Here is a 26,266-nt window from a genome sequence, read left to right on the forward strand (position 1 = left end):
GGAGTGGAGCGGACATGGTGTGGAGCGGGATACGGGGGACGAACGGGCGCCTGCTGGCGGCGGCGGTCGGCGTCGTCTCCGTGACGGCGGCGGTGTCGGCGTGGACCGCCGCCCAGGCGGGGCCCGCCGGTGACCGGGCTGCGGCCGCGACCCGCCCGACCGCGAAGCCCTCCGTGACCGCCGCGCCCCCGGCCAAGCCCCGCCCCATACCGGGGCAGACCTCCGTCCCGGATCCGCAACTCCCCGCCCCGCGCGTCAACATGGACATCGTGCACGCCTCGGACAAGGGCCCCCGCGGGGTGAACATCACCATCGACGACGGTCCCGACCCCACCTGGACCCCGCAGGTTCTCCAGGTACTGAAGGACAACGGCGTGAAGGCGACCTTCTGCATGGTCGGCACGCAGGCCCAGGCGCATCCCGATCTGGTGAAGGCCGTGGTCGCCGCCGGGCACCGGCTGTGCGACCACTCCGTCTCCCACGACACGACGATGAACACCAAGTCGCGGGCCTATCAGGCCAAGGAGATCCTCGACGCCGAGCGCATGATCACCGAGGCCTCGGGCGGCGTCGCACCGCTCTACTACCGCGCCCCGGGCGGCGCCTTCACCCCGTACAGCCGTCAGCTCGCCGCGTCCCGCGGAATGCGCCCGCTGGGCTGGAACGTGGACTCCGAGGACTTCAAGCAGCCCGGCACGGCGGCGCTCGTGGGCACCGTCAAGAACGAGATAGCCAACGGCCCGACCGTGCTCTTCCACGACGCGGGCGGTGACCGCGGCCAGACCGTGGAGGCGCTGCGCCAGGTCCTGCCGTGGCTGAAGCAGCAGGGGTACGCCTTCGGCTTCCCGGTGCGCTGACATACCGTCATATCGTTGGCGGGGCCTGCGAGCTGGGGCGGAGGACACTCGGCCCTCCCAGGGGGAGGGCTAGGCTGGTGCCGTCCCGAGAGGAGCCTTCGTTGCCCGACCAGATCTCCACGCCGCGCCCCACGCTGGAAGCCGTCGCCGAACGCGCCGGCGTCTCGCGGGCCACGGTCTCGCGCGTGGTGAACGGCGGGAACGGGGTGCGAGAGGTCCTGGTCGAGAGGGTCCGCCGCGCCGTCGAGGAACTGGGGTACGTGCCCAACCAGGCAGCCCGTTCCCTGGTCACCCGGCGGACGGGGGCGGTCGCCGTCATCGTGGCCGAACCGGAGACCCGGGTCTTCGCCGACCCCTTCTTCGCCGAGCAGTTGCTCGGCATCAGCCGGGAACTGGCCGTCCACGACTCGCAGCTCGTCCTGCTGCTGGTGGAGGGCACGGCCGACTACGAGCGGGTCGGCCGCTACCTGTCGGGCGGTCACGTCGACGGCGCGCTGGTCTTCTCCCTGCACGCCGAGGACCCGCTGCCGGGCATCATCCACCGGATCGGCCTGCCCACCGTCTTCGGCGGCCGCCCCGGCTGGCCGGGGGCGGACGGCGACAGCGGGATACTGTACGTCGACTCCGACAACCGAGGCGGCGCGCGGGAGGCCGTGCGCCATCTGGTCTCGCTGGGGCGCGCGCGCATCGCGACCATCACCGGACCGCTCGACCAGACCGCGTCCGTCGACCGCCTCGACGGCTACCGCGACGTGCTGCCGGCCGCCGACCCGCACCTGGTCGCGGTGGGCGACTTCTCGGCGGGCGGCGGCGGGCGGGCCATGGCCGAACTCCTGGAACGTGCCCCGGCCCTGGACGCCGTCTTCGTCGCCTCCGACCTCATGGCCACCGGCGCGCTGCGCGTGCTGCGCGACCACGGCCGCCGGGTGCCGGAGGACGTGGCGGTCGTCGGCTTCGACGACATGGCCTCGGTGGCCGCGCTCGCCGACCCCCCTTTGACCACGGTCCGCCAGGAGATCGAGGAGATGGGCCGGCTGATGGTGCGGCTGCTGCTGCACGGCCTGGTCCGGCACCCCGAAGCGGGCAACGGCGGCCGGCCGCCCTCCTCCGTCGTCACGCCGACCCGGCTGGTGCGGCGGGCCACCGCCTGACCCGCCGCACCCGCCGGACCGGGCTCAGAACTCCCCCTGCTCCTTCATCACACGGCGCGCCTGGGCGAAGAGCATGCCCACGTTGACCGAGCGACGGCAGACGACGACCGCGACGACGTCCTCGCTGGTCGTGTTGCGCAGGAACAGGTGCGTGAGGTTCTCGCTGTTGACGAGGATCTCCTGGAAGTAGTGCTGGTCGGTGGTGACCCCGCGGCGCTCCTTGAAGACGTCCTCGATCATCACCACCGTACGGCCCTGGAACAGGTCGAGGGTCGCGGCGGCCAGCAGGTCCAGTACCTCCGGGGGATGGCTGTCGACGGTGTCGACGGACAGCAGCATGCCGGTCGCCATGTCGACCACGCCGGCGGCGAGGCACTCGGGAACCTCCTGCCGCAGGCTCTTCACCAGCATCATGATCTGATCGGCCATGTTGGTGGCCGGGCGCTTTCCGGTGGTGCTCACAGCACTCCTTCTTCGGGGGTCATCCGAGGACTCCCTCGGGGTCGGGCGCGGGCTCGACGGCGGACTCGGGGGCTGGTTCGGTGTGCAGGAGGATCGCCGCGATCCGCTCGACGGCGGTCCGGGCCTCCAGGTGGAGCTGGGGGACGTTCATCCCCTCGTCGCCCACGACGATCAGCAGGGCGGTGTCGTCCACCGCGTAAACGGCCGTGTAGCCACCGCTGCTGCTGGTCACGGTCCTGCGCAGGGAGCCGCGCAGGGCCGCGGACGCGATCCGCTGGGACAGCCCGAGACTGGCGGCGGCCAGCGCGGCCAGGCCGTTGGGGTCGATGGCGTCCTCGGTGTCGGCGGCGATCAGCAGACCGTCGACGGCCGCCACGACGGTGTCGGTGATGCCGACCACCTGGTCCCGCAGAGCACGCATCTCGGCGACCAGGGCGTCATGATTCATGCACGTGCACCTCTTTGAATTCGTTGCGGAATGGATGATGTGCCGTCAGTGCCGGGTGAATTGACGTCAGGGGGAATCCGGCCGGCCCCGTCCGCGCGGCCGGAGAAATCCCTTCCAGCCCGACGGCGGGCGGGAGGCCTCCAGCGCCTCGTGGATGCCACTGGCACCGGGGAGGCGGCGCGGCAGTCCCTCCTCGGTGACGGCCGACGGCCCGGGGCCGGGACCGCACGCGGCCGGGGGCCCCGGCGGATACGGCGGCGGGGGCGGGGACGGATCGAAGTCGGGAGCGGGGTCCTGGGCGGGAACGGGGTCCGCGTCGGGGTCCGGTTCCCGGAGGCCGTCGGTTCCGGGGGCGGGCACGGGCGCGAAAGGCCGGGGAACGGGCACGGCAGGAGGCACCGGCGCGGACACGGTCTCCACCAGGCCCTCCGCGAGCATCCGGGAGACCTCGACCGTGACGGTCCAGACCCCCCGGCCCAGCTGGAAGGCGATGTCCCTGGGGCTGCGGCGGCCGTTGGCGTACTCCAGGATGTCCCGCCGGGCGGCGGGCAGCGTCTCGTCGTTCCCGGCGCCGACGAGGGCGATCACCCGGTCGCGGTCCGGCGAGACCTGGCGGGGCAGGGCTGCCAGCGCCGCGATCCGGCGGCCCGCCTCGACCAGCAGTTCCTCGGGTTCGACGCCGCGTCCGACGGCCGGCACGAGGGCGGGCACCGGGCCCTCGGGCCGCACCGGGTCGAGGACGCAGTTCTCCAGCCGGCCGGCCAGGACGGCGAAGACCGCGTCCTGGGCGGCCATCATGTGGATCACCTGGAACTCGGCGTTCCCCAGCCGTCCGGCGCCGGCGAACGCGACTCCGGGCCAGGCGCCGGTGGCCGCCGCGTCGTGCGCGGCGCCCCATTCGGCCTCGTCGATGCGCCCGGAACGCAGCAGCAGCGTGCCCACCCCTGGAGAGCCGGGGCTCTCCACGGCGACGACCGCGCCGCCGAGCAGATGGAAGGCGCCGCCGGGGCTCCCCTGCACTCTCAGCACGCCGCTGACCCCCTCGTCCCGGCATCTGGCCAGCGCACGGCCGAGCAGATCATGGGCGGCATTCCGGGTGGGCACGGAACCGGACGGTGCCGAGGTCATCGCTCCCCTTGCTGCGCGCATGCGGGCATTCCGACAGGGCGCCGAAATGCCGTACACGTGCACGATCAATCGCGCCTGGGGGTAATTCCTATCAGCGCCCGGCGGGACCCCTCGGGGATTCCCAGGAGATGGCCGCGGAAGAGTATTTGAGTATTTTCGCTGCCACTATCGTGCGCATCCGCGACCGTTCCTGTGGCATGTGCGCGGCGCGGCCCTCCCCCGGCCCGGGATGTCAAGGTGCCTGTGAGTTCTGTGAGTTGACCCGCATCGCGTGTGGGGAGGTCCGGTCACGGGAAGGTCACGGGCAGACAGCGAAGGCAAAGGCGCGGTAAACGCGTCCCGAACGGGCTGGAGGAGCCATGGTCTACTCGATCGTCCTCGGCGTCGTGATCGTCGCGCTCGGGCTCGGCAGCATCGTCTACACCTTCTGGCACGAGGGCAGTCCGCTGACCCTGCGCCGCCGGCACCGGCACAACGGCGCCGGATGACCGCCGGCCCGGCTCCCCCTGGGGAACCGGGCCGGGTACCGGCGCACCGGGCTCCGCGCACGACCGTCAGTACACCTTGCGGTGCCCGCCGCCGCGCTTGCGTTCGTACATCTCCCGTCCCGCCGCGGAGCGTTGCTTCCATTCGCGGCGCATCTCCGCCCGCAGCCGGGCGTCGGTGCGGGAGGCGATCCACGCGTTCTCGCGCAGCAGCTTGCGGTAGCTGTCCAGCCGCCGGTACGCCAGCAAGCCGTCCTCCAGCGCCGCGAGGACCGCGCAGCCCGGTTCCGCGGTGTGCGAGCAGTCCTGGAAGCGGCACTGCCCGGCCAGGTCCTCGATGTCGGAGAAGGCCTGGGTGAGTCCGGCGTCGGCGTCCCACAGACCGACCCCGCGCAGTCCCGGGGTGTCGATGACCACCCCGCCCCCGGGCAGCGGCAGCAGGTCGCGGGTGGTCGTGGTGTGCCGCCCCTTGCCGTCGCTGTCGCGGATGGCCTGCACCTCCTGGGCCTCGCGGCCCAGCAGCGCGTTGGTCAGCGTGGACTTGCCCGCGCCCGACTGCCCGAGCAGCACGGACGTGGCGCCGGACAGCGCCCGCGCCAGCTCCGCGACGCCGTCGCCGGTCGCGGCGCTCACGACGCGCACGTCCACTCCCGGCGCGGCGGACCTGGCGTCGGCCAGCAGATAGGTGGTGTCGGGGACGAGGTCGGCCTTGGTGAGGACGACCATCGGCTGCGCGCCGCTGGTCCACGCCAGCGACACGAAGCGCTCCAGCCGGCCGAGGTCCAGTTCCGCCGCGATCGACACCGCGATCACCGCGAAGTCGACGTTGGCGGCCAGGACCTGGCCCTCGGACCTCTTGGAGGAGGTGGAGCGGACGAAGGTGGTACGGCGCGGCAGCAGGGCCCGTACCGCCGGTCCGGTGACCGGAGCGGTGTCGACGGCGGCCCAGTCGCCGGTGCAGGCGACCCGCATCGGGTCGCGGGTGAAGACGTCCTCGGTGTCGGCGCGCACGGTCCGCGTGCCGTGCGTGCCGCCGGTGCCCGCGGGGACGACGACGTCGCACAGTCCGCGGTCGACGCGCACCACGCGACCGGGGACCAGGCCCCGTTCCGCGTACGCCGCGAAGGCGGAGTCGAGCAGGGAGTCCCAGCCGTAGGCGGCGAGCGCGGAGTACGGCTGCGGGACGGTTCCGTTCTTCAACGGGGAAAGCCCTTCGGGAGGGCGGTCGCACGCGGCGCCGCGCCGTCAGGGCGTACGGGACGCCGGGACGGGCAGGGTCAGCCGGGGACCGCCGAGGTGGTGGGGGTGACGCTCTTCTGGATGCGGGCAGTGCCCGGCACAGTGACAGTCATCGCTCCAACACCTCCTCGATCGCTCGCGGTCCGACGGCGAAACCATAGCCCGGCCCCCCGACAGGCACGCAACTCCTTTTCCGGGGGCCGCTCAGACCGTCTCGGCGTAGCGCTCCCCCGCGTACGCCCGCAGGACCGGGACGACCGCCTCCGCGCCGCCGGGCAGGCGGTCCAGCCGGACCAGCGCGAAGGCCTGGTGGCCGTCGACCAGGTACGTGGGGTTGGCGCCCGGCGTGGTGCCCGGCAGCGGCCACACCACGAGCCAGGGCCGCTTGTCGCTGGTCGCCTCCGATTTGCCGACGGTGACGGCCGCGATTTCCGGCCAGGGGAAGTGCTGTTCGTCCTCGGTGACCTCGCGCATGCTGATCCCGTTGGGGCCGATCCGCAGCCGCAGCGGCTTCCGCCAGCGGCGGTAGGAGCGGAAGGTGAGGTAGGAGCAGCCCATGGCGCCCAGCGGCCCGAACGCGCCGAAGGCCTCCGGGCCCATGAAGTCGCCGTTGATCAGTTGCCAGAACGAGTAGGCGCAGATCACGGCAGCCGCCGCCCAGATCAGCGCCCAGATGCCGGACCGCTGTGCGTCGACGAAGACGCGTTCCCCTCCCGGCACGCTCAGTTCGGGCCCCGACACGCTCACCGGGATCGGCGGGCGCACCGCGCGCGGCGCCGTCTCGAAACGGTCGCCGGCGTTCGCGGCGAGGGCGTTCGACATCTCGGCGACGGACTGGTCCAGGTCCTCGCAGTCCAGGAGGGTGTAGCGGCTCCGGCCGTCCCAGGTGCGGTCGGCCCTGCGCGGCAGCGTCACGCCGGACACCGTCCACAGCGTCAGCCGCGGCTTCGGCGGCGTCAGATTCTCGCTGTCCTCACCGGTGCTGGGGAGGTGCCACAGGGAGACGGCGTCGATCTGCTCCCACGCGACCTCCGCGTCGTGCAGCGTGATCCCGAACCCGTCGATCCGCAGCCGGAACGGCCGATCCGCCTTGCGCAGGTCCTGCCAGCCCCGGTACGTCGCCACCAGCGACAGGAACATGAGGATCAGCGGCACCTGGACACTGCCGGCGCCCCCCACGGCGACGACCAGCCAGACCAGGGCTCCCGCCGTCACGACGGCCCCTCCCGTGACCCACCGCCGGCCGCGTCGTCTCAGCGTCCGCTCAACCGTGAATTCCACTGCTCCGTACCCCCCTTTTGTCATCCCCGCCCAGCACTCATCATGCGGCTCGGCCGACCCGGCTCCCAGCCCCTCCGGCGCGGTGGTTGCCCAACCGTGACGCCAGTGGGACAACACCGCCCGGGGGCCGCCCGGCCGCCCCCGGCCGTTCACCCGCGCGCCCCCGACCGGTGGGTTTCCCCGGAACCGGGCACCCGGCCGTCCCGGCCGTCCGGGCGTCTGCCCCGACCGGCAGCAGGAGAAGGCCCGCACTGTGGTCGTCCACAACTCCGGTGGCCGGCGTCCGCATCTCGGTCACGCTCGAGAACGGCGACGAGGAGCGCAGCCGGTGCCCCCGTTCCGAGAGCGAACCGTTCGGCCGGCAGGTGCTCGCGCCCGGGGCGTCGGCGCAGGGCCGGCGCGGACATCAGGGGGCTCGTGCGCGTGGCGCCCGGGCCGGAGGGTCCACGAGGTCATGCCAAGACCGTGCGCACGGACATCGACGGCCGGGTCCGGAGGCGCGTCGGGGACCGGCAGCCCGAGCGGGTCACGGATGCGGCACGGCAGGTGCCGGGGGCCGTGGGGTACCGGGGGGGCGCAGACGTCCGATTCGTTCAAGACCGCGCGCGGGAGGGCTGCGTACGGTGGCGGCATGACAGTGCGTATCGGATTGATCGAGATCGTGGTGGCCGACATGGGGGCGTCGCTGGCGTTCTACCGGCGCCTGGGACTGGAGATCGCGGAGGGGGTGGAGGGGGAGCCGCACGTGGAGGCCGAGTTGCCGGGGGGCTTGCGGATGGCCTGGGACACCCGGGAGACGGTGCGGTCCTTCGACCCGGCGTGGACGCCGCCGGGGCCCGGCGGCCACGGCACGGCGCTGGCGTTCGCCTGCGACGACCCGGCAGAGGTGGACGCGGTGTTCGCGGAGCTGACGGCGGCCGGGTACGAGGGGCACCTGAAGCCCTTCGACGCGGTGTGGGGCATGCGGTACGCCACCGTGCGCGACCCGGACGGCAACGCGGTGGACCTGTACGCGCTGCTGTCCTAGGGGTGTTGCGAAGGCACCGCCCCCCCCACTGCCTTCCGGGTGCGGTGCGGTCGGCGTGGTCGGGCTCCTCGGGCGATGCGACGCCCCCGGGCCGAAGACCCGGGGGCGTGCCGTGCCTGGGGACACCTCCCAGCCGCGCCAGGAGCCGGTGAGGGCGCGCACGTCCCGGGCGAGGTGGGCCTGGTCCGCGTACCCGGCGCGCCCGGCGAGTTCGGCGAATGGCAGGCCGCCGGGAGCCAGCCGCAGGGCACGCTGAAGGCGCAGGACATCGGGGCCGTAGCCGAAGGCCCTCCCGGCGGAGCCGGGGACACGCCCTCGGGGTTACGGCCCCAGGAGCCGGCGCAGCGGCACGCCGGTGAGGGCGCGCACCTCCCGGGCGAGGTGAGCCTGGTCCGCGTACCCGGCACGCCCGGCGAGTTCGGCGAAGGACAGGCCGCCGCGGGCCGGCCGCAAGGCACGCTGGAGGCGCAGGACATTGGGGCCGTAGCCGAAGGCCCTCCCCGCGGAGCCGGGGACACGCCCCGGCGGTCACGGCGCCAGGAGCCGGCGGAGCGGCACGCCGGCGAGGGCGCGCACGTCGCGGGCGAGGTGGGCCTGGTCCGCGTACCCGGCGCGCCCGGCGAGTTCGGCGAACGGCAGGCCGCCGCGGGCCAGCCGCAGGGCACGCTGGAGGCGCAGGATCCGGGCGAGGGTCTTGGGGCCGTAGCCGAAGGCGTCGAGGCAGCGGCGGTGCAGTTGGCGCTCGCTGACGCCGAGGTCCGCGGCGACGTCGGCCACGCGCGCGCCGGCGGCCAGGCCCGCGGCGGTCTCCGCGGCGTAGCGGACGGGGGGCCGCGGCGGGCGGCCGAGGACGGCGGCCTCCAGGGCGGCGCCGGGGTCGGCGGCGGACGCCACGCGCTCGGTCAGGCGGCGTGCCTCGGCGCCGGGCCAGAGCGCGTCCAGCGGCACGCGGCGGTCCCGCAGTTCGTGCGCGGCGACCGCGAGCACGGCCGGGCCGGTCCCGGGCGCGAAGCGCAGCCCCGCGTAACGGGTGCCGGGCGGGCTCGCGGTGAGATGGGCGCGGGTGTCGGGCCCCGCGGCGAAGAGCCCGGTGCCCTCGCCCCAGATGAGGTCGACGCAGCCGTCGGGCAGCACCCGGGCCGCCTCGGCGCCCGCTGTCCTGGTCCACAGCACGGCGCCATGGACGACGGAGGCGCGTTCCCGGTACATGCCCCCAGGATGGCACCGTCCTGCGACAGCGGGCTCACTCCGCCGGCGGCGGCCCGCTCTTCCCGCGGAGGCGGCGGCCGCGCAGCCGGCCCCTGACGTCGTCGGGCGGCAGGAAGCCCGCCCAGCGCTCGGGGAATTCGGCGGGCGGGTCCTCGGGGCCCACCTCGTCGTCGGGGGCGTCGTCGAAGGCGGCCCGGCGCGCGGCGGCCTCGGCCAGCCGGTCGGCGGCCTGGAGCTGGCGCACCCGGGCGTTCTTCTCGCGGGCCGCGGCGGTCTCGATGGACGGCCAGACCCGGTCGATCGCGGCGTTGACGGCCGCGCCGACCAGTACCGCGAAGGCGGAGACGAAGATCCACAACAGGACGGCGACGGGCGCGGCCAGGGATCCGTAGATGGTCGGTCCCTCGACGGTGTGGGTGAGGTAGATGCGCAGCAGGAAGCTGCCCAGGACCCACATCAGCAGGGCGACGGCGGCTCCGGGCATGTCCTCGTACCAGGGCGACCGCACCGGCACGGACACGTGGTAGAGCGTGGTGAGGAAGGTGATCGACAGCAGCAGCACCACGGGCCAGTACAGGATGCGGATGACCCACTCGCTCCACGGCAGGAACGACACGACCGCGTCCGGCCCGACGACCAGCAGCGGCATCACGACGGCGCCGATGACCAGGGCGACCACGTAGAGGAGCAGGGCCAGCAGCCGGGTCTTGACGATGCCCCGTATGCCCTCCAGCCCGTACATGATCGTGATGGTGTCGACGAAGACGTTCAGGGCCCGCGAGCCCGACCACAGGGCGATGACGAAGCCGATGGAGATCACGTCGGGCCGGCCGCCGCCGAAGACGTCGTCGACCAGCGGCCGCATCAACTGGTCGACGCCCTTGTCCGACAGGACGGTGGCCGCCGCGGTGAGGATGTTGCGGCGGATGTTGTCGATGGTGTCGGTGCCGATGACCTCGTCCACGTAGCCGATGGCACCGACGAGGCCGAGCAGCAGGGGCGGCAGGGACAGCAGCACGAAGAAGGCGGCCTCGGCGGCGAGACCCGTGACGCGGTACTCCAGGCAGGAGTTGACCGTGTCCTTGAGCAGCAGCCATCCGACCTTGCGTTTGGAGACGTTCCGGTAGAGGGACCGCGCCTGGAGAAGCCGGCCTTTCCGGGGCCGCTCGGGTGTTTCGTCTGCTGCCTGCACGCGCCTACGGTAGCTGTCATGAGCGCCCCTACACACACCGTGACCAACCAGCCCCCGCCGCTGGTCGGGTATGACGTGTACGCCGCCGACGACGCCCTCGTGGAGGGGGTCGCCCGGCACGCCGCGCCCGAGCGCCGGCAGGAGATCGACGTGGAGCTGGGCGAGATCGGCCGGTCGGCCGGCTCGGTCCAGGCACAGGCGTGGGGGCAGGAGGCGAACACGCACTCCCCCGTGCTGCGCACCCATGACCGCTACGGCCACCGCCTCGACGAGGTGGAGTTCCATCCGTCCTACCACCGGCTGCTGGGCCGGGCGGTCTCGTCGGGACTGACCGACGCCTGGTCGCGCCCCGACGGCCACCTGCGGCGCGCGGCGGGCTTCCTGGTGTGGTCGCAGGTCGAGCAGGGGCACGGCTGCCCGGTCTCGATGACGCACGCCGCGGTGCCCGCCCTGCGGGCCGATCCGCAGCTGGCGGCGGAGTGGGAGCCGCGGCTGGGGTCGCGGGTCTACGACCCGCGGCTGGTGGCGCCGGGGCAGAAGCCGGGCGCGCTGTTCGGGATGGGCATGACCGAGAAGCAAGGCGGCTCGGATGTGCGCGCGAACACCACGCGGGCGGAGCCGCTCGCGGAGGAGGGCGCGTATCTGCTCACCGGGCACAAGTGGTTCTGCTCGGCGCCGATGTCGGACGGCTTCCTGGTGCTCGCGCAGGCGACGGGGCCGGCCGGCGGCGGCCTGACCTGCTTCCTGCTGCCGCGCGTCCTGCCGGACGGCACCCGCAACGTGTTCCGCATCCAGCGGCTGAAGGACAAGCTGGGCAACCGCTCCAACGCCTCGTCCGAGGTCGAGTTCGACGGCACCTGGGCGCGCCGGGTCGGCGAGGAGGGGCGGGGGGTGGCGACCATCATCGAGATGGTGGCGGCCACCCGGCTGGACTGCGCGACCGGTTCGGCGGCGGTCATGCGGCAGGCGGTGGCGCAGGCGGTCCACCACACCGCGCACCGCAGCGCTTTCGGCGGCCCGTTGATCGACAAGCCGCTGATGCGCAACGTCCTGGCCGACATGGCGCTGGAGTCGGAGGCGGCGACCACGACCGTGCTGCGGCTCGCGGCGGCGTACGACGCGGACACCGAGCAGGAGCGGCACTTCCGGCGGCTGGCGGTGGCGGTGTCCAAGTTCTGGATCACCAAGCGCACTCCCGCGGTGGCGGCCGAGGCGCTGGAGTGCCTGGGCGGCAACGGCTATGTGGAGGAGTCGGGCATGCCGCGGCTGTTCCGCGAGTCGCCGCTGAACTCGGTGTGGGAGGGCTCCGGCAACGTCCAGGCGCTGGACGTGCTGCGGGCGCTGCAGCGCGAGCCGCAGGCGCTGAACGCGTTCCTCGGGGAGATCGGCCTGGCGCGCGGCGCGGACCACCGGCTGGACGGGGCGATCAAGTCGCTGCTGACCGAACTCGCCGACCTGGAGGGCATCGAGGCGCGTGCGCGGCGGGTCGTGGAGCGGATGGCGCTGGTGCTGCAGGGGTCGCTGCTGGTGCGCTTCGCGCCGGCGGAGGTGTCGGACGCCTTCTGCGCCTCCCGGCTCGGCGGCGACTGGGGGGCCACCTTCGGCACGCTGCCGCGCGGGCTGGACCTGGAGGCCGTGGTGGAGCGGGCGCGCCCGGTGGCGTGAAGCGTCGGCGCGACGGCGGTCCCCCGTGCCCCCGAGGAAGGACCGGGATCACCGGAGAAACGATCCGCCGCCGCGCCGCGCGGAAGGTGGTGCCGCGCCGACTCGGCACCACCCCCGGTCTCCAACCCCACCGTCGCACGGATGGTGTTCCGTACGAGTAGCGTGATGCGCCGTCACTGTCCGTCGGGGGCGTGCATATTCGCAACCGTTGCAGACCGTTGCAAGCTATTGGCCGGATATGCCGCCGGAACCCGCTCCGCGGCGGCACCATATGCACAGGGTGTGGTCGCCAATGCGCCGTCGCGATCACTGCCGGGCGCACAGCGCAGACCAGCGCACACGCACGCGGGGAGAACCATGAGCCAGGTTCCGTTCGACTCCCGGTCGTTGTCGGCACAGTCGGCCCAGGAGACACGCCGCTCGGCACGCCTGCTGGGCGGGATGAGGGAGGCCGCACTCGGCGGTGGCGGCAAGGCCGCCGCGACGGTCCCCCGGCCGATCATCCAGGACTCCTGGCGGCGCGCCCTGGACCTCGGCGTCGACCCCGACAACGGCAGCCACAACGCGATGCTGACGGCGGACGAGATCGAGCAGCGCCGGCGCCGCACCCCGCTGGTCGAGGTGATGCCCGCCCTGCGCGACGGGCTGGTCTCGGTGGCCGACGAGGCCCGGCACATCATGGTCGTCACCGATCCCGAGGGACGGGTGCTGTGGCGCGACGGCAGTGTCGCCGTCCGCAAGAGCGCGGACCGGCTGGGCTTCGCCGAGGGCGCCTCGTGGGCCGAGGACACCGTCGGCACCAACGCGATCGGCACCGCCCTGGTCGCCGGGCGCCCCGTCCAGGTGCACCAGGCCGAGCACTTCGTGCGGGAGCTGCACCAGTGGACGTGCGCGGCGGCACCGCTGCACGACCCGCGCGACGGACGGCTGCTCGGCGCGGTCGACGTCAGCGGGCCGGCCGCCACCGTGCACCCGGCGATGCTGTCGCTGGTCACGGCGGTCACCAAGGTCGCCGAGGGCGAACTGCGCTCCCGCCACTGGGCGGCCGTCGGCCGGCTGCGCTCGGTCGCGGCCCCGCTGCTGGCCCGGATGTCCGGCCGGGCGGCGGTCGTCGACCCCAACGGCTGGACCGCCGCCGTCACCGGCATGCCGGCGGTCGAGCGCATCACCCTGCCCGCCGCGCCGGCCGCCGGGCCCACCTGGGTGCCCTCGCTCGGGCTGTGCACACTGGAACCGCTGCCCGGCGGCTGGCTGGTGCGGGTCCGCGACGAGCGGGAGGAGCGGACGCCCGCGGGCCGGGTCGTGCTCGACGTGAGCCGCCCGCGCACCTGGAACGTCACGGTCTCCGGCGGAGCGGGCGCCTGGTCGCAGGAGCTCAGCCCGCGCCATGCCGAGCTGCTGTTCGTCCTCGCCCTGCACCGGGCCGGGCGCAGTGCCGCCGAACTGGCGGACGACCTGTTCGGCGACCCCACCCGTACGGTCACCGTCCGCGCGGAGATGTCCCGGCTGCGCCGTACGCTCTCCGGCGTCCTCGACCACCGGCCGTACCGTTTCGCCGACGGCGTCGAGGTCGAACTCCTGCGTCCGGCGCGGCCCGCGGACCTGCTGCCGCACTCGACGGCCCCGGCGGTCCGCAGGGCGCGTTCCGCGTGACCGCGGGGCGACCGGCCCGGCCGGCCCGTCCGGGAAGGAACCGCCCCGTGGTTTCGGCCCCATGCGAACGAAAGGCTCCACTGCCCGCGGCCGGCGCGAGGGCCCGGCGCCGCGTACGCGCCCCGGCGCCCTGGCATCCCGGACCGCCGGCACCCGGGGCACGCTCCGCGTGAGCGCGGGGACGTACTCCTGCTCCCATGCCGCGCGTGACCGCGGGGCACCCCGCCGCAGGGTCCGCCGGCGTGGTTGGCTGGGCCCCATGAGCAACACCGTCACCGTGACCACCTGGTCGCTGGAGCAGACCTCGCCGGCCGATCTGCGGCCGTCGGCGCCCGCCATGGAGCCCGATCCCGCGGCCGGCGGGGTCAGGATCGTCCGGGCCGAGGTGCCCTCCCCGGAGTTCAGCCGCTTCCTGTACGCCTCGGTCGGCGCGGACTGCGCGTGGACCGACCGGCTGCCGTGGACGTACGAGCAGTGGCGCGCCTGCCTGGACCGCCCCGGCACGGAGACCTGGGTGGCCTGGGACCAGGGCACGCCCGCCGGCTACATCGAGCTCGACGCGCAGGACGAGGGCCAGGTCGAGATCGCGTACTTCGGGTTGCTGCCCGCCTTCCGGGGACGCCGGATCGGCGGCCACCTGCTGTCGTTCGGCATCGCGCGCGCCTGGGACCTTGCGGAGCGCTGGCCGGAGCGGACGCCGACGAAGCGGGTGTGGGTGCACACCTGCAGCCTGGACGGGCCGCACGCGCTGGCCAACTACGAGAGGCGCGGCTTCCGCATCTTCCGCACCGAGACGGGGGAAGAGGAGAAGAGGCCGATCGACGGCCCCTGGCCCGGGGCGCACTGAGCCCGCGGGCGGCGCGTGCGGCGTGGACGCGCCGTGAAAGGGGAGGTATGGACGTCGTCGGGGTCGGGGCGCTCAATCTGGACCTGATCACGGGTGCCTCCGCCGTGGGCGGCAGCCCGCTGCTGGCCCGGATCGACGCACACACGGGGCTGCGCCCCCCATTGGAGAGCGGTTCCGAGCGGCTGGTGGAGGAGCCGGCCGTGCGCGCCGCCCTGGAGTGCCTGCGCGCGGAGGGCGTGCCGCTCACACCCGAACTGGGCGGCTCGGCCTTCAACGCGCTGCACGCCCTCGCCCGGCTCGGCCGGGGTCTGCGGCTGGGGTACGTGAGCGTCGCGGGCAGCAGCCCGCTGGAGGCGGTCGATCCGCTGGCCGTGCTCGACGGGCTCGGCATCGACCGCTCCCTGGTGCTGCCGGACCCGGAGCGGCTGTGCGGGATCTGCCTGTCGGTGCACGACGGGGGCGAGCGCACCCTGCTCACCCACACCGGCGCCAACACCGGTATCGCCGGGCATGTGCGGCGGAACTTCGAGGAGATCGCCGGCACCCTGGCGGGGGCCCGGGTGGTGCACGTGACGTCCTTCCTGGACCCCGACGGGGGCGCGGCGCTGCGCCGGTTGCTCGACGCGGTCCGGGAGCGGTCGCCGCGCACGATCGTCACCTTCGACCCGGGTCACGCGTGGTCCACCGCGCCGAGCGACGACGTGCTGGCGATGGCGGCGGCGAGCGACTACCTGCTGCTCAACGAGCGGGAGTTCACCGACCTGGCGCCGCTGCTGCCCGGGCTGCGCGGCACGGCGGTGGTGAAGTACCCGGACCGGGTGGAGGTGCGCCGGCCGGGTTCGGTGGAGCGCTGGACCCACCGTCCGCTCCGGGACGGCGAGATCGAGGACGCGACGGGGGCGGGTGACGTCTTCGCTGCCGGGGTGCTCGCGGCCCTGGCCGCGAACCGCGCGCTGCTCGGCGCCGGGGTGCGGCTCGGCATGGCGCTGGCGGCCCACAAGCTGCGGCATGTCGGCGCCCGGGGGCACGACGGGTTCCGGGCGATCACGGGCGATTTCCTGAGGCATCCGAGCAGGGTGCGGTGATCCGTCCGCTGACGACATCGCATTCGTATCAGCATGCGGGATGATCGAGTCCAGATAGCGGATAATGGTGGACTGGCCCGAGATCCGCGTGACACGCTTTCGACATGTCGCGCTCCGGAATCGCCTTGGTAGGTCGGCTGCACGTCGACCTCGGACGCATGTCCAGCGCCATCTGTCGGGCCTACTGAGCCCGCACGCCGTCACGCCCCGGACTGACCCCGCCGTCCCCGACGTCGCGGACGCGCACCGACCCCCGCTTCCAGGACCGCCGCCGAGTGCGACGTGTTTCCGCAGGCCGCAGGGGTCCTTCGCCGTACGATCCCCACTTGCCGAACCTCCTCAGCCTGCCAGAAGGACTGCATCGCCATGGCTTCCACCCCCGATCAGCAGGGCGCCGCCGCACGCCGCAAGGTGAGCCGTCACCGCGGCGAGGGCCAGTGGGCGGTCGGCCACATGACGCCGCTCAACGCCAACGAGCAGTTCAAGCGCGACGACGACGGTCTCAATGTGCGGACGCGCATTGAGACGATCTACCAGTACCGCGGTTTCGACGCGATCGACGGGGCGGACCTGCGCGGCCGCATGCGCTGGTGGGGGCTGTACACCCAGCGCAAGCCCGGGATCGACGGCGGCAAGACCGCGATCCTGGAGCCGGAGGAGCTGGACGACAAGTACTTCATGCTGCGGGTCCGCGTCGACGGCGGCCGGCTCACCACCCAGCAGCTGCGGGTCATCGGCGAGGTCTCGCAGGAGTTCGCCCGCGGCACCGCCGACATCACCGACCGGCAGAACATCCAGCTGCACTGGATCCGCATCGAGGACGTGCCGGAGATCTGGCGCCGGCTGGAGGGCGTGGGGCTGTCCACCACCGAGGCGTGCGGCGACACCCCGCGCGTCATCCTCGGCTCGCCGGTGGCCGGCATCGCCGAGGACGAGATCATCGACGGCACGTGGGCCGTGGACGAGGCCCACCGCCGGATCATCGGCAACAAGGAGTTCTCCAACCTCCCCCGCAAGTTCAAGTCGGCGATCTCCGGCTCCCCGCTGCTGGACGTGGCCCACGAGATCAACGACGTCGCCTTCGTCGGGGTCCGCCACCCCGAGTACGGACCGGGCTTCGACGTGTGGGTCGGCGGCGGCCTGTCCACCAACCCCAGGATCGGCGTGCGGCTGGGCGCGTGGGTGCCGCTGGACGAGGTCCCGGACGTCTTCGAGGGCGTCATCTCGGTCTTCCGCGACTACGGCTACCGGCGGCTGCGCACCCGCGCCCGGCTGAAGTTCCTGGTCGCCGACTGGGGCGCGGAGAAGTTCCGGCAGGTGCTGGAGGACGAGTACCTGCTGCGCAAGCTGGCCGACGGCCCCGCGCCCGAGCAGCCCGTCGAGCAGTGGCGTGACCACGTCGGGGTGCACCGGCAGCGGGACGGCCGCTTCTACGTCGGCTTCGCGCCCCGGGTCGGCCGGGTCGACGGCACGACCCTCAGCAAGATCGCGGAGCTGGCCGAGGCGCACGGCTCCGGCCGGCTGCGCACCACCGTCGAGCAGAAGATGATCGTGCTCGACGTCGAGCAGGACCGTGTCGACTCCCTCGTCGCGGGCCTGGAGGCGCTGGACCTCCAGGTGCGGCCCTCGCCGTTCCGGCGCGGCACCATGGCGTGCACCGGCATCGAGTTCTGCAAGCTGGCCATCGTCGAGACCAAGGCGCGCGGCGCCTCCCTCATCGACGAACTGGAGCGCCGCCTGCCCGGGTTCGACGAACCGGTCACCATCAACGTCAACGGCTGCCCGAACGCCTGCGCCCGCATCCAGGTGGCGGACATCGGCCTCAAGGGCCAGCTGGTCCTGGACGACGAGGGCAACCAGGTCGAGGGCTTCCAGGTGCACCTGGGCGGCGCGCTGGGCCTGGAGGCCGGCTTCGGCCGCAAGGTCCGCGGCCTGAAGGTGACCTCGGAGGAACTGCCCGACTACGTGGAGCGCGTCCTGCGGCGCTTCCAGGCGGGGCGCACGGACGGCGAACGGTTCGCGCAGTGGGTCGCGCGCGCGTCGGAGGAGGACCTGTCGTGAGCGAGCGTGCCGCACCGTTCTACTGCCCGTACTGCGGGGACGAGGACCTGCACCCCGCGGAGCAGGGACACGGCGCCTGGGAGTGCCGCGCCTGCAACCGGGCCTTCCAGCTCAAGTTCCTCGGTCTGCTGGCCCGCGGCCTGCGGACCTCGGCCCCCGAGGGAGGCGGTTCGTGACCACCGCGCGGCAGCACTCCGCCGACGAGTTCCGACTGCTGGCCGAACGGGCGGGACGCGACCTGGAGGACGCCCCCGCCGAGGAGATCCTGCGCTGGGCGGCCGGCACCTTCGGGGCGCGCTTCTGCGTGACCTCGTCCATGGAGGACGCGGTCGTGGCGCACCTGGCCTCCCGCGTGGCGCCCGGTGTCGACGTGGTCTTCCTGGACACCGGCTACCACTTCCCCGAGACCATCGGCACCCGCGACGCCGTCGCCGCCGTGATGGACGTCAACGTCATCACGCTGACGCCCCGTCAGACCGTTGCCGAGCAGGACGCCGAGTACGGGCCGCGGCTGCACGACCGCGACCCCGACCTGTGCTGCGCGCTGCGGAAGGTGAAACCGCTGGAGCAGGGGCTGACGGCGTACGACGCGTGGGCGACGGGACTGCGCCGCGACGAGTCCCCGACCAGGGCGAACACCCCGGTCGTCGGGTGGGACGCCCGGCGCGGAAAGATCAAAGTTTCCCCCATCGCCCGCTGGACGCAAGACGACGTGGACTCCTATGTCGCCGATCACGGGGTACTCACGAATCCGTTGCTCATGGACGGCTACGCCTCGGTCGGCTGCGCCCCCTGCACCCGCCGGGTGCTGGAGGGCGAGGACGCCCGGGCCGGCCGGTGGGCGGGCCGGGCGAAGACCGAATGCGGTCTGCACGGCTGATGACGACGGAACGGACCTCCCGGGAGGGGCGGATGAGCGGGACGGACGCGGGCGCCACGGTGTGGCTCACCGGTCTGCCGAGTGCGGGCAAGACGACGATCGCCCGGTCGCTGGCGGCGCGGCTGCGCGGCGACGGGCACCGCGTGGAGGTACTGGACGGCGACGAGATCCGCGAGTTCCTCTCCGCGGGCCTCGGCTTCGGCCGCGAGGACCGGCACACCAATGTGCAGCGCATCGGCTTCGTCGCCGAACTGCTGGCCTCCCACGGGGTCACCGTGCTGGTCCCGGTCATCGCGCCGTACGCCGACAGCCGGGAGGCCGTCCGCAAGCGCCACGAGGCGCGCGGCACGACCTACCTGGAGGTGCACGTCGCCACCCCTGTGGAGGTCTGCTCCACGCGCGACGTGAAGGGCCTGTACGCCAAGCAGGCCGCGGGCGAGATATCCGGGCTGACCGGTGTCGACGACCCGTACGAGGCGCCCGGGAACCCCGACCTGCGGATCGAGACCCAGCACCACACCGTCGAGGACTCGGCGGCGCTCCTGGTGGCGCTGCTGGTGGAAAAGGGGCTGGCGTGAGCGGCGGCCCGTCTCGCGTCACTCGTCCGAAAGCTCACGAAGCTCGAGAAAGGGGCGCGGTGTGACCACGGTAGTCGCGATCGGCGAGAGCACGGAGAACCCCTTCGCGCTGTCGCACCTGGACGCGCTGGAGTCGGAGGCGGTGCACATCTTCCGCGAGGTGGCGGGGGAGTTCGAGCGCCCGGTGATCCTCTTCTCGGGCGGCAAGGACTCCATCGTCATGCTCCACCTGGCGCTGAAGGCGTTCGCCCCGGCGGGGGTGCCCTTCTCGCTGCTGCACGTCGACACCGGCCACAACTTCCCCGAGGTGCTGGATTACCGCGACCGCACGGTCGCCCGGCACGGGCTGCGGCTGCACGTCGCGTCCGTGCAGGACTACATCGACGACGGGCGGCTGCGCGAGCGCCCCGACGGCACCCGCAACCCGCTGCAGACCGTGCCGCTGACCGAGGCCATCCAGGAGCACCGCTTCGACGCGGTCTTCGGCGGCGGCCGCCGGGACGAGGAGAAGGCCCGCGCCAAGGAGCGCGTCTTCTCGCTGCGCGACGAGTTCTCGCAGTGGGACCCGCGCCGCCAGCGCCCGGAGCTGTGGCAGCTCTACAACGGCCGGCACGCCCCCGGCGAGCACGTGCGGGTCTTCCCGCTGTCCAACTGGACCGAGCTGGACGTGTGGCAGTACATCGCCCGCGAGGGCATCGAACTGCCGGAGATCTACTACGCCCACGAGCGCGAGGTGTTCCGCCGCGCCGGGATGTGGCTGACCGCCGGCGACTGGGGCGGCCCCAAGGACGGCGAGTCCGTGGAGACGCGGCTGATCCGCTACCGCACGGTCGGCGACATGTCCTGCACCGGCGCGGTGGACTCCGCCGCCGCCACCATCGACGCGGTGATCACCGAGATCGCCGCCTCCCGGCTCACCGAGCGCGGGGCCACCCGGGCCGACGACAAGCTCTCCGAGGCCGCGATGGAAGACCGCAAGCGCGAGGGGTACTTCTAGCCATGACCGCCGGCATCACCAGCGCCGAACATCTCGCGGCCACCTCGCTGCTGCGCTTCGCCACCGCGGGCTCCGTCGACGACGGCAAGTCCACCCTGGTCGGGCGGCTGCTGCACGACTCCAAGTCGGTACTCGCCGACCAACTGGAGGCCGTGGAGCTCGCCTCCGCCCGCCGCGGCCAGGACGCGCCCGACCTGGCACTGCTCACCGACGGCCTGCGGGCCGAGCGCGAGCAGGGCATCACCATCGACGTGGCCTACCGCTACTTCGCCACGCCCCGGCGCCGGTTCATCCTGGCCGACACCCCCGGGCACGTGCAGTACACGCGCAACATGGTCACCGGCGCCTCGACCGCCGAGCTGACCGTGATCCTGGTGGACGCGCGCAACGGCGTGGTCGAGCAGACCCGCCGGCACGCGGCCGTCGCGGCCCTGCTGCGCGTCCCGCACGTCGTGCTCGCCGTGAACAAGATGGACCTGGTGGACTGGTCGGAGCAGGTGTTCGCGGCCATCGCGGAGGAGTTCACCGCCTACGCCGCCTCGATCGGCGTCCCGGAGATCACCGCCATCCCGATCTCGGCGCTCACCGGGGACAACGTGGTGACCGCCTCGGCCGGCATGGACTGGTACGGCGGCCCGACGGTGCTGGAGCACCTGGAGACCGTCGCGGTCGGCACCGACCCGGCCGCGCACCCGGCGCGCTTCCCGGTCCAGTACGTCATCCGCCCGCAGACCGCCGAACACCCCGACTACCGCGGCTACGCCGGGCAGATCTCCTCCGGTGTACTGCGCGTCGGCGACCGGGTCACGGTGCTGCCGTCCGGTCTGACCAGCACGATCACCGGGATCGACGCCCTGGGCACCGCGGTCGGCGTGGCCTGGGCGCCGCAGTCGGTGACGCTGCTGCTCGGTGACGACCTGGACATCTCCCGCGGCGATCTGATCGCGCCGACCGCGGCCGCCCCCGCGACCACGCAGGACGTCGAGGCCACCGTGTGCCATCTGCACGAGCGCCCGCTGACGGTCGGGGCCCGCGTGCTGCTGAAGCACACCACGCGCACGGTCAAGGCGGTCGTCAAGCGGCTCCCGTACAAGATCGACCTGACCCACGGCCTGGAACACCGGGACGACCCGGGCGAGTTCGGCGTCAACGACATCGGCACGGTCGTGCTGCGCACCTCCGAGCCGCTGCCGCTGGACGCCTACGCGGACTCCCGGCTCACCGGCTCCTTCCTGCTGATCGACCCGGCGGACGGCACCACGCTGACCGCCGGCATGGCGGGCGAGGCCTTCGCGGCCCGTACCGCCCCGGCCGCGGGAGACGCGGCCACTGACGAGGGGTGGGACTTCTGATGGCAGGCCTCAGCGCCTTGGACGCGTTCTCCGGATTCGCCAAGGAGGGCGGCCGCGTCGGCAGCGGCTGTCTGGGCAGCGGCACGGGCGGTGTGACGCGATGTGCGCGCTGACACCCCCCGGGCACCGCACCACCCACCGCACCGCGGCCGCGCACGCGGCACGGCACCCCCGAGAACCAGACAGCCACTACTCCGGCGCGCCCTAGAGGGCGCGACCCGGAGCCTTCGAGAGGACCACCTCCCGTGACTGCCGATCGCACGACCGCCCCGAGAACGACGACCCGCCGCCGCATCGTCGCCGGCGCCGCCCTTCTGCCGCTGCTGGCCCTGGCCGCCTGCGGTTACGGCTCCGAGAAGAAGGACGACACCTCCAACGCGGCCGCGACCAGTGGCACCAGCGCCGGCGCCGACACCGGCAAGAAGCTGTCCGCCTCCACGGTGAAGATCGGCTACTTCGCGAACCTCACGCACGCCACCCCGCTGGTGGGCCTGAAGGAGGGCTTCTTCGCGCAGGAGCTCGGCTCCGGCACCACGATCAAGGAGTCGGTCTTCAACGCGGGCCCCGCCGAGATCGAGGCCCTCAACGCCGGTTCCATCGACATCGGCTGGATCGGCCCCTCCCCCGCCGTCAACGGCTGGACCAAGTCGGGCGGCAAGAGCCTGAAGATCATCTCCGGCTCGGCCTCCGGCGGCGTGAAGCTGGTCGTCAACCCCAAGAAGATCACGTCCCTGAAGGACGTCAAGGGCAAGCGGATCGCCACCCCGCAGCTCGGCAACACCCAGGACGTGGCCCTGCTCAACTGGATAGCCGGGCAGGGCTGGAAGGTCGACGCGACCAGCGGCAAGGGTGATGTCTCCGTCATCCGCACGGACAACAAGATCACCCCGGACGCCTACAAGTCCGGCTCCATCGACGGCGCCTGGGTCCCCGAGCCCACCGCGTCCAAGCTGGTCGCCGAGGGCGCCAAGGTGCTGCTGGACGAGAGCAGCCTGTGGAAGGACGGCAAGTTCGTCATCACGAACGTGATCGTCTCCCAGAAGTTCCTCAGCGAGCACCCGGACGTCGTCGAGGCCGTGCTGCGCGGCTCGGTGAAGACCAACGCGTGGATCACCGCGAACCCGGACAAGGCCAAGGCCGACGCCAACGCCCAGCTGGAGAAGCTGTCCGGCAAGCCGCTGCCGGCCGACGTCATCGACCCGGCGTGGAAGAGCATCCAGGTCACCGACGACCCGCTGGCGTCCACGCTGCAGAGCGAGGCCGACCACGCCGTCACCGCGGGCCTGCTGGAGAAGCCCGACCTGAAGGGCATCTACGACCTCACGATCCTCAACAAGATCCTCACCGCCGAGGGCAGGACCGAACTCGGCAACGCCGGTCTCGGCAGCTGACCCGCCCGCACGCCCAGCCCCCAGGAGGTGACGTTCCATGGCCACCGCACTCAGCACCCAGCCCGCCGTGACGGACGGGACGGCGTCCTACGCCGCCCGGCTCGCGCACGTCTCGAAGTCCTTCGGCCGCTCCGGCGCGCAGGCGCAGGTGCTGGACGACATCAGCATCGATGTCGCGCCCGGTGAGTTCGTCTGCCTCCTGGGGGCCTCCGGCTGCGGCAAGTCCACCCTGCTCAACCTGGTCGCCGGACTCGACCTGCCGTCCGCCGGGGAGATCGACACCCCCGGCGGGCGGCCGGCCCTGATGTTCCAGGAGCACGCCCTGTTCCCGTGGCTGACCGCGGGCAAGAACATCGAACTCGCCCTGCGCATGCGCGGGGTGCCGCGCGCCGAACGGCGGCCGGAGGCCGAACGGCTGCTGGAGCTGGTCCGCCTGGGCGGCTCGCACGGCAAGCGGGTGCACGAACTCTCCGGCGGCATGCGGCAGCGCGTCGCGCTCGCCCGCGCCCTGGCGCAGGACAGCCAACTACTGCTGATGGACGAGCCGTTCGCGGCCCTGGACGCCATCACCCGGGACGTCCTGCACGAGGAGCTCACCCGCATCTGGGCGGAGAACTCGCTGTCCGTGCTCTTCGTGACCCACAACGTGCGGGAGGCGGTACGGCTCGCGCAGCGCGTCGTGCTGATGTCGTCGCGGCCCGGCAGGATCGCCCGCGAGTGGCGGATCGACATCCCGCAGCCCCGCCGCATCGAGGACGCCGCCGTCGCCGAACTGTCCGTCGAGATCACCGAGCACCTCCGTGGGGAGATCCGCCGTCATGGCCAGCACTGAGACCAAGGCAGACAGCTCCGCCGGCGCGGCCGGGTCCGCGACGGACCTGGCGGGCCTCGGGGCCGGCCTGGACGCCCTGGAGACACCCTCCGAGCCCCGGGTCCCGCTCGGCCGCCTCCTGCGCGAGAAGGCCCTGCCGCCCGTGCTGGCCGTGGCGCTGGTGCTCGTGGTCTGGCAGCTCGCCTACCACTTCGAGGTCAAACCGCACTACCAGCTGCCCAGCCCGGCGGACGTCGGCCGCGCCCTGCGGGACAAGTGGCTCGACGGCACGCTGCTCGGCTACGTGTGGACGAGCCTGTCGCGCGGCGCGCTGGGCTTCCTCGCCTCCGTCGTCATCGGCACGCCGCTCGGCCTGCTCGTGGCGCGCGTCAAGCCCGTGCGCGCGGCAATCGGGCCGATCCTGTCCGGGCTCCAGTCGCTGCCCTCGGTGGCATGGGTGCCCGCGGCCATCATCTGGTTCGGGCTCACCGACGCCACGATCTACTGCGTGGTGCTGCTCGGCGCGGTGCCCTCGATCGCCAACGGCCTGGTCGCGGGCGTCGACCAGATCCCACCGCTGTTCCTGCGGGCGGGGCGGACACTGGGCGCGGGCGGCCTGCACTCCGTACGCCACGTCCTGCTGCCCGCGGCCCTGCCCGGCTACCTCGCCGGCCTCAAACAGGGCTGGGCCTTCTCCTGGCGCTCCCTGATGGCCGCCGAGCTCATCGCCACCTCGCCCGATCTCGGCATCGGCCTCGGCCAGTTGCTGGAACAGGGCCGGGAACTGTCCGACATGCCCACCGTGCTCGCCGCGATCCTGCTCATCCTCATCGTGGGCATCGGCATCGAACTGCTCGTGTTCGCCCCGCTGGAGCGGCAGGTGCTGCGCAGCCGCGGCCTGTTCGCGCGGGGGTGACGCGATGGCCTCCGCTTCCCCCGTCCTGCTCGTCATCGCCCACGGCAGCCGCGACCCGCGGCACGCCGCGACCGTGCACGCGCTCACCGGACGGGTCCGGGCGGCCCGCCCCGGTCTGCGGGTCGAGACCGCCTTCCTCGACCACTGCGCGCCCAGCGTGCCGCAGGTCGTGGACCGCCTCGCCGCGGACGGCGTACGCGAGACGGTGGCCCTGCCGCTGCTGCTGACCCGGGCCTTCCACGCCAAGGCCGACATCCCGGCCGTACTGCGCGAGGCGTCGGCCCGGCACCCGCGGCTGCGGATGCACCAGGCCGGGGTCCTCGGTCCCGCACCGCTGCTCGTCACCGCTCTGGAGCGCCGGCTGTCCGAGGCCGGGCTCGGCCGCGGCGAACGCGGCCGGACCGGGATCGTCCTGGCGTCTGCGGGGTCCTCGGACCCCGAGGCGATCGCGGTGATCGCGGACATCGCCCGGGAGTGGCGGCGCACCGGCTGGCAGGCCGTACGTCCCGCGTTCGCCGCGACGGTCCCCGGGGGACCGCCCGGCACCGCCGACGCGGTGCGCGCCCTGCGCGCCGAGGGCGTCCGCCGCATCGCGGTCGCCCCGTACGTGATCGCCCCCGGCCGCCTCCCCGACCGCATCGCGCGCGGTGCGCGCGAGGCCGGCGCGGACGTCCTCGGCGATGTGCTGGGCGACGCCCCGGAGATGGCGCGGCTCCTGCTGCGCCGCTTCGACGAGGCCCTGATCCCGCGCCTGGCCCTGGCCCTGGCCTGAGGCACCGCGCCCCCGGGGGCCGGGCGCACGGGGCCGGTGCGTAAAGTCCCGTGCCGTGACCAAGGAGTTCAGCGAGGCGTTCCTCGACGAGGCGGAGCGGCATGCCGCGTGGGGCGCGGAACAGCTCGGCGCCCTGACGGCCTTCCTGCCCGAGGGACCGTGGACGGCGGACCTGCCCTCCTGCGTCTACCGGCAGGGGGACGTGGAACTGCGCGTCGCCGTGCTGGGCACGTACGACGAACAGGAACGCTCCTGGATGTGGGGCTGGGCCGACCCGGGACTGCGCGGCACCCCGGTGGTCTCGCTCACCGAGGAGGCCGAGCGCTTCGGACGGGCCCACGGGATCGGCGAGTTCACGTCCGGCGTCCTGGACCTGTCCGGCTTCGCCGACCCGCGCCGCGGAGACCCTTGCCTTCGCGGGGATGGGCGTCGTCCGCGCCGCCGGCTACATCGGGGTGTCCGCGGGGCCGGGCACGCGGGTCTACTTCCTGCCCGACGACCCGCGGGTCCCCCGGACCGCACTCGACCCCGTCGCGCTGGCCAGGACACTGCTGTCGGCCACCGGGCTCATCGGCCGCTCCCCGCGCCGCCTGGTGACCGGCTACTTCGAGCACCACGGCGCACCGTGCCGGGAGAGCGAGCACCAGGTCGTCGCCGGGCTGCCCGGCGGCGACGCGGCGGAGGTCGACTTCGACAGCCTGGGCCGGATGGCGGCCGTCCGCGTCACCGCACGGCGCTGACGTATCGGGACGAGACCGTGCCCCGCCGGCCCCGCACCA

Annotated in this window: 27 protein-coding genes and 3 pseudogenes; 21 read left to right on the plus strand and 9 right to left on the minus strand. The window is 73.3% G+C overall.

The window, feature by feature from the left end; translation table 11 throughout:
- Window positions 1–14 precede the first annotated feature (14 nt).
- Window positions 15–857 (plus strand): polysaccharide deacetylase family protein, encoded by an 843-nt coding sequence (locus ACIP9H_RS02640; protein ID WP_401957076.1) that lies wholly within the window; start codon window positions 15–17, stop codon window positions 855–857.
- Between the two features lie 101 nt (window positions 858–958).
- Complete coding sequence (locus tag ACIP9H_RS02645) at window positions 959–2,008, plus strand: LacI family DNA-binding transcriptional regulator (RefSeq protein ID WP_401597130.1); 1,050 nt, start codon at window positions 959–961, stop codon at window positions 2,006–2,008.
- A 24-nt stretch (window positions 2,009–2,032) separates the two neighbouring features.
- Here ACIP9H_RS02645 and ACIP9H_RS02650 read toward each other — a convergent pair whose 3' ends face one another.
- From ACIP9H_RS02650 to ACIP9H_RS02660, 3 genes are all read right to left on the minus strand, one after another.
- Window positions 2,033–2,422 carry a hypothetical protein gene (locus ACIP9H_RS02650; protein WP_360909197.1) on the minus strand — a complete coding sequence of 130 codons (390 nt, stop codon included), beginning with the start codon at window positions 2,420–2,422 and terminating at the stop codon, window positions 2,033–2,035.
- A gap of 67 nt (window positions 2,423–2,489) precedes the next feature.
- Window positions 2,490–2,918: a roadblock/LC7 domain-containing protein gene (locus tag ACIP9H_RS02655; protein ID WP_401597128.1), complete on the minus strand. Its 429-nt coding sequence runs from the start codon at window positions 2,916–2,918 to the stop codon at window positions 2,490–2,492.
- Between the two features lie 66 nt (window positions 2,919–2,984).
- A complete protein-coding gene (locus ACIP9H_RS02660; RefSeq protein WP_401597125.1) occupies window positions 2,985–4,022 on the minus strand; it encodes a MarR family transcriptional regulator in 1,038 nt (345 codons plus the stop codon).
- A gap of 383 nt (window positions 4,023–4,405) precedes the next feature.
- Between ACIP9H_RS02660 and ACIP9H_RS02665 the strand changes: the two genes are divergently transcribed.
- Entirely contained in the window at window positions 4,406–4,534 is a 129-nt protein-coding gene (locus ACIP9H_RS02665) for a hypothetical protein (protein ID WP_360909129.1), read from the plus strand.
- Window positions 4,535–4,600: 66 nt separating this feature from the next.
- Here the strand turns inward: ACIP9H_RS02665 and rsgA are convergent, their stop codons facing one another.
- Window positions 4,601–5,731: a ribosome small subunit-dependent GTPase A gene (gene rsgA / locus ACIP9H_RS02670; protein WP_401597122.1), complete on the minus strand. Its 1,131-nt coding sequence runs from the start codon at window positions 5,729–5,731 to the stop codon at window positions 4,601–4,603.
- A 243-nt stretch (window positions 5,732–5,974) separates the two neighbouring features.
- Window positions 5,975–6,985: a hypothetical protein gene (locus ACIP9H_RS02675; protein ID WP_401597119.1), complete on the minus strand. Its 1,011-nt coding sequence runs from the start codon at window positions 6,983–6,985 to the stop codon at window positions 5,975–5,977.
- 697 nt (window positions 6,986–7,682) lie between these two features.
- Between ACIP9H_RS02675 and ACIP9H_RS02680 the strand changes: the two genes are divergently transcribed.
- Complete coding sequence (locus tag ACIP9H_RS02680) at window positions 7,683–8,078, plus strand: VOC family protein (RefSeq protein WP_401597116.1); 396 nt, start codon at window positions 7,683–7,685, stop codon at window positions 8,076–8,078.
- Between the two features lie 144 nt (window positions 8,079–8,222).
- Here the strand turns inward: ACIP9H_RS02680 and ACIP9H_RS02685 are convergent.
- The 4 genes and pseudogenes from ACIP9H_RS02685 to ACIP9H_RS02700 all read right to left on the minus strand — a co-directional run.
- Window positions 8,223–8,366 (minus strand): annotated as a pseudogene (locus ACIP9H_RS02685) (AraC family transcriptional regulator); the annotation flags it as partial.
- 33 nt (window positions 8,367–8,399) lie between these two features.
- Window positions 8,400–8,504 (minus strand): annotated as a pseudogene (locus ACIP9H_RS02690) (AraC family transcriptional regulator); the annotation flags it as partial.
- Window positions 8,505–8,606: 102 nt separating this feature from the next.
- Window positions 8,607–9,287: a helix-turn-helix domain-containing protein gene (locus ACIP9H_RS02695; RefSeq protein WP_401957081.1), complete on the minus strand. Its 681-nt coding sequence runs from the start codon at window positions 9,285–9,287 to the stop codon at window positions 8,607–8,609.
- A 34-nt stretch (window positions 9,288–9,321) separates the two neighbouring features.
- Window positions 9,322–10,479, minus strand: a complete 1,158-nt coding sequence (locus ACIP9H_RS02700) for a YihY/virulence factor BrkB family protein (RefSeq protein WP_401597111.1) — start codon at window positions 10,477–10,479, stop codon at window positions 9,322–9,324.
- An 18-nt stretch (window positions 10,480–10,497) separates the two neighbouring features.
- On the opposite strand from ACIP9H_RS02700, the gene ACIP9H_RS02705 reads away from it, so the two are divergent.
- The 17 genes and pseudogenes from ACIP9H_RS02705 to ACIP9H_RS02785 all read left to right on the plus strand — a co-directional run bounded on the left by ACIP9H_RS02705 (window position 10,498) and on the right by ACIP9H_RS02785 (window position 26,227).
- Complete coding sequence (locus ACIP9H_RS02705) at window positions 10,498–12,144, plus strand: acyl-CoA dehydrogenase family protein (RefSeq protein ID WP_401597109.1); 1,647 nt, start codon at window positions 10,498–10,500, stop codon at window positions 12,142–12,144.
- Window positions 12,145–12,501: 357 nt separating this feature from the next.
- Window positions 12,502–13,797 (plus strand): GAF domain-containing protein, encoded by a 1,296-nt coding sequence (locus tag ACIP9H_RS02710; protein ID WP_401597106.1) that lies wholly within the window; start codon window positions 12,502–12,504, stop codon window positions 13,795–13,797.
- Between the two features lie 259 nt (window positions 13,798–14,056).
- Window positions 14,057–14,644, plus strand: a complete 588-nt coding sequence (locus ACIP9H_RS02715; RefSeq protein WP_401957084.1) for a GNAT family N-acetyltransferase — start codon at window positions 14,057–14,059, stop codon at window positions 14,642–14,644.
- Window positions 14,645–14,691: 47 nt separating this feature from the next.
- Window positions 14,692–15,729 (plus strand): carbohydrate kinase family protein, encoded by a 1,038-nt coding sequence (locus ACIP9H_RS02720; protein WP_401957086.1) that lies wholly within the window; start codon window positions 14,692–14,694, stop codon window positions 15,727–15,729.
- Window positions 15,730–15,833: 104 nt separating this feature from the next.
- Window positions 15,834–15,917 carry a putative leader peptide gene (locus ACIP9H_RS02725; protein WP_360909198.1) on the plus strand — a complete coding sequence of 28 codons (84 nt, stop codon included), beginning with the start codon at window positions 15,834–15,836 and terminating at the stop codon, window positions 15,915–15,917.
- Between the two features lie 178 nt (window positions 15,918–16,095).
- Window positions 16,096–17,790 (plus strand): nitrite/sulfite reductase, encoded by a 1,695-nt coding sequence (locus ACIP9H_RS02730; protein WP_401597097.1) that lies wholly within the window; start codon window positions 16,096–16,098, stop codon window positions 17,788–17,790.
- A complete protein-coding gene (locus ACIP9H_RS02735) occupies window positions 17,787–17,966 on the plus strand; it encodes a hypothetical protein (protein WP_401597095.1) in 180 nt (59 codons plus the stop codon). The genes ACIP9H_RS02730 and ACIP9H_RS02735 overlap by 4 nt, the downstream gene beginning before the upstream one ends.
- Window positions 17,963–18,670 carry a phosphoadenylyl-sulfate reductase gene (locus ACIP9H_RS02740; protein WP_401597092.1) on the plus strand — a complete coding sequence of 236 codons (708 nt, stop codon included), beginning with the start codon at window positions 17,963–17,965 and terminating at the stop codon, window positions 18,668–18,670. Before ACIP9H_RS02735 ends, ACIP9H_RS02740 begins: the two co-directional genes overlap by 4 nt.
- Window positions 18,671–18,702: 32 nt before the next feature.
- Entirely contained in the window at window positions 18,703–19,248 is a 546-nt protein-coding gene (gene cysC, locus ACIP9H_RS02745) for an adenylyl-sulfate kinase (RefSeq protein ID WP_401597089.1), read from the plus strand.
- Between the two features lie 61 nt (window positions 19,249–19,309).
- Window positions 19,310–20,245: a sulfate adenylyltransferase subunit CysD gene (gene cysD / locus ACIP9H_RS02750; RefSeq protein WP_401597086.1), complete on the plus strand. Its 936-nt coding sequence runs from the start codon at window positions 19,310–19,312 to the stop codon at window positions 20,243–20,245.
- Between the two features lie 2 nt (window positions 20,246–20,247).
- Window positions 20,248–21,597: a sulfate adenylyltransferase subunit 1 gene (locus ACIP9H_RS02755; RefSeq protein WP_401597083.1), complete on the plus strand. Its 1,350-nt coding sequence runs from the start codon at window positions 20,248–20,250 to the stop codon at window positions 21,595–21,597.
- Window positions 21,598–21,842: 245 nt separating this feature from the next.
- Complete coding sequence (locus ACIP9H_RS02760; RefSeq protein WP_401597080.1) at window positions 21,843–22,988, plus strand: aliphatic sulfonate ABC transporter substrate-binding protein; 1,146 nt, start codon at window positions 21,843–21,845, stop codon at window positions 22,986–22,988.
- A 37-nt stretch (window positions 22,989–23,025) separates the two neighbouring features.
- The gene (locus ACIP9H_RS02765; protein WP_401597077.1) at window positions 23,026–23,820 is read left to right on the plus strand and encodes an ABC transporter ATP-binding protein; all 795 of its coding nucleotides are present in this window, start codon (window positions 23,026–23,028) and stop codon (window positions 23,818–23,820) included.
- Entirely contained in the window at window positions 23,807–24,715 is a 909-nt protein-coding gene (locus tag ACIP9H_RS02770; protein WP_401597074.1) for an ABC transporter permease, read from the plus strand. Before ACIP9H_RS02765 ends, ACIP9H_RS02770 begins: the two co-directional genes overlap by 14 nt.
- Window positions 24,716–24,719: 4 nt before the next feature.
- Complete coding sequence (locus ACIP9H_RS02775) at window positions 24,720–25,487, plus strand: sirohydrochlorin chelatase (protein WP_401597072.1); 768 nt, start codon at window positions 24,720–24,722, stop codon at window positions 25,485–25,487.
- Window positions 25,488–25,542: 55 nt separating this feature from the next.
- Window positions 25,543–25,797: pseudogene (locus ACIP9H_RS02780) on the plus strand (DUF6882 domain-containing protein); the annotation flags it as partial.
- A gap of 112 nt (window positions 25,798–25,909) precedes the next feature.
- Window positions 25,910–26,227, plus strand: a complete 318-nt coding sequence (locus ACIP9H_RS02785; protein ID WP_401957141.1) for a hypothetical protein — start codon at window positions 25,910–25,912, stop codon at window positions 26,225–26,227.
- Window positions 26,228–26,266 lie beyond the last annotated feature (39 nt).

Origin of the sequence: Streptomyces sp. NPDC088732 (genome assembly GCF_044751205.1) — a bacterium.
Taxonomy (GTDB): domain Bacteria; phylum Actinomycetota; class Actinomycetes; order Streptomycetales; family Streptomycetaceae; genus Actinacidiphila.

Excerpts from the sequence above, each read along its gene's own strand:
- ACIP9H_RS02640 (WP_401957076.1), top strand. The coding sequence starts at position 15 with ATGGTGTGGAGCGGGATACGGGGGACGAACGGGCGCCTGCTGGCGGCG.
- ACIP9H_RS02650 (WP_360909197.1), bottom strand. The coding sequence starts at position 2,422 with ATGATGCTGGTGAAGAGCCTGCGGCAGGAGGTTCCCGAGTGCCTCGCC.
- ACIP9H_RS02725 (WP_360909198.1), top strand. The coding sequence starts at position 15,834 with ATGTCGCGCTCCGGAATCGCCTTGGTAGGTCGGCTGCACGTCGACCTC.
- ACIP9H_RS02695 (WP_401957081.1), bottom strand. The coding sequence starts at position 9,287 with ATGTACCGGGAACGCGCCTCCGTCGTCCATGGCGCCGTGCTGTGGACC.
- ACIP9H_RS02715 (WP_401957084.1), top strand. The coding sequence starts at position 14,057 with ATGAGCAACACCGTCACCGTGACCACCTGGTCGCTGGAGCAGACCTCG.
- ACIP9H_RS02765 (WP_401597077.1), top strand. The coding sequence starts at position 23,026 with ATGGCCACCGCACTCAGCACCCAGCCCGCCGTGACGGACGGGACGGCG.
- cysC (WP_401597089.1), top strand. The coding sequence starts at position 18,703 with ATGAGCGGGACGGACGCGGGCGCCACGGTGTGGCTCACCGGTCTGCCG.
- ACIP9H_RS02655 (WP_401597128.1), bottom strand. The coding sequence starts at position 2,918 with ATGAATCATGACGCCCTGGTCGCCGAGATGCGTGCTCTGCGGGACCAG.
- ACIP9H_RS02705 (WP_401597109.1), top strand. The coding sequence starts at position 10,498 with ATGAGCGCCCCTACACACACCGTGACCAACCAGCCCCCGCCGCTGGTC.
- ACIP9H_RS02770 (WP_401597074.1), top strand. The coding sequence starts at position 23,807 with ATGGCCAGCACTGAGACCAAGGCAGACAGCTCCGCCGGCGCGGCCGGG.
- ACIP9H_RS02710 (WP_401597106.1), top strand. The coding sequence starts at position 12,502 with ATGAGCCAGGTTCCGTTCGACTCCCGGTCGTTGTCGGCACAGTCGGCC.
- ACIP9H_RS02730 (WP_401597097.1), top strand. The coding sequence starts at position 16,096 with ATGGCTTCCACCCCCGATCAGCAGGGCGCCGCCGCACGCCGCAAGGTG.
- ACIP9H_RS02775 (WP_401597072.1), top strand. The coding sequence starts at position 24,720 with ATGGCCTCCGCTTCCCCCGTCCTGCTCGTCATCGCCCACGGCAGCCGC.
- ACIP9H_RS02680 (WP_401597116.1), top strand. The coding sequence starts at position 7,683 with ATGACAGTGCGTATCGGATTGATCGAGATCGTGGTGGCCGACATGGGG.
- ACIP9H_RS02720 (WP_401957086.1), top strand. The coding sequence starts at position 14,692 with ATGGACGTCGTCGGGGTCGGGGCGCTCAATCTGGACCTGATCACGGGT.
- ACIP9H_RS02755 (WP_401597083.1), top strand. The coding sequence starts at position 20,248 with ATGACCGCCGGCATCACCAGCGCCGAACATCTCGCGGCCACCTCGCTG.
- ACIP9H_RS02785 (WP_401957141.1), top strand. The coding sequence starts at position 25,910 with ATGGGCGTCGTCCGCGCCGCCGGCTACATCGGGGTGTCCGCGGGGCCG.
- ACIP9H_RS02665 (WP_360909129.1), top strand. The coding sequence starts at position 4,406 with ATGGTCTACTCGATCGTCCTCGGCGTCGTGATCGTCGCGCTCGGGCTC.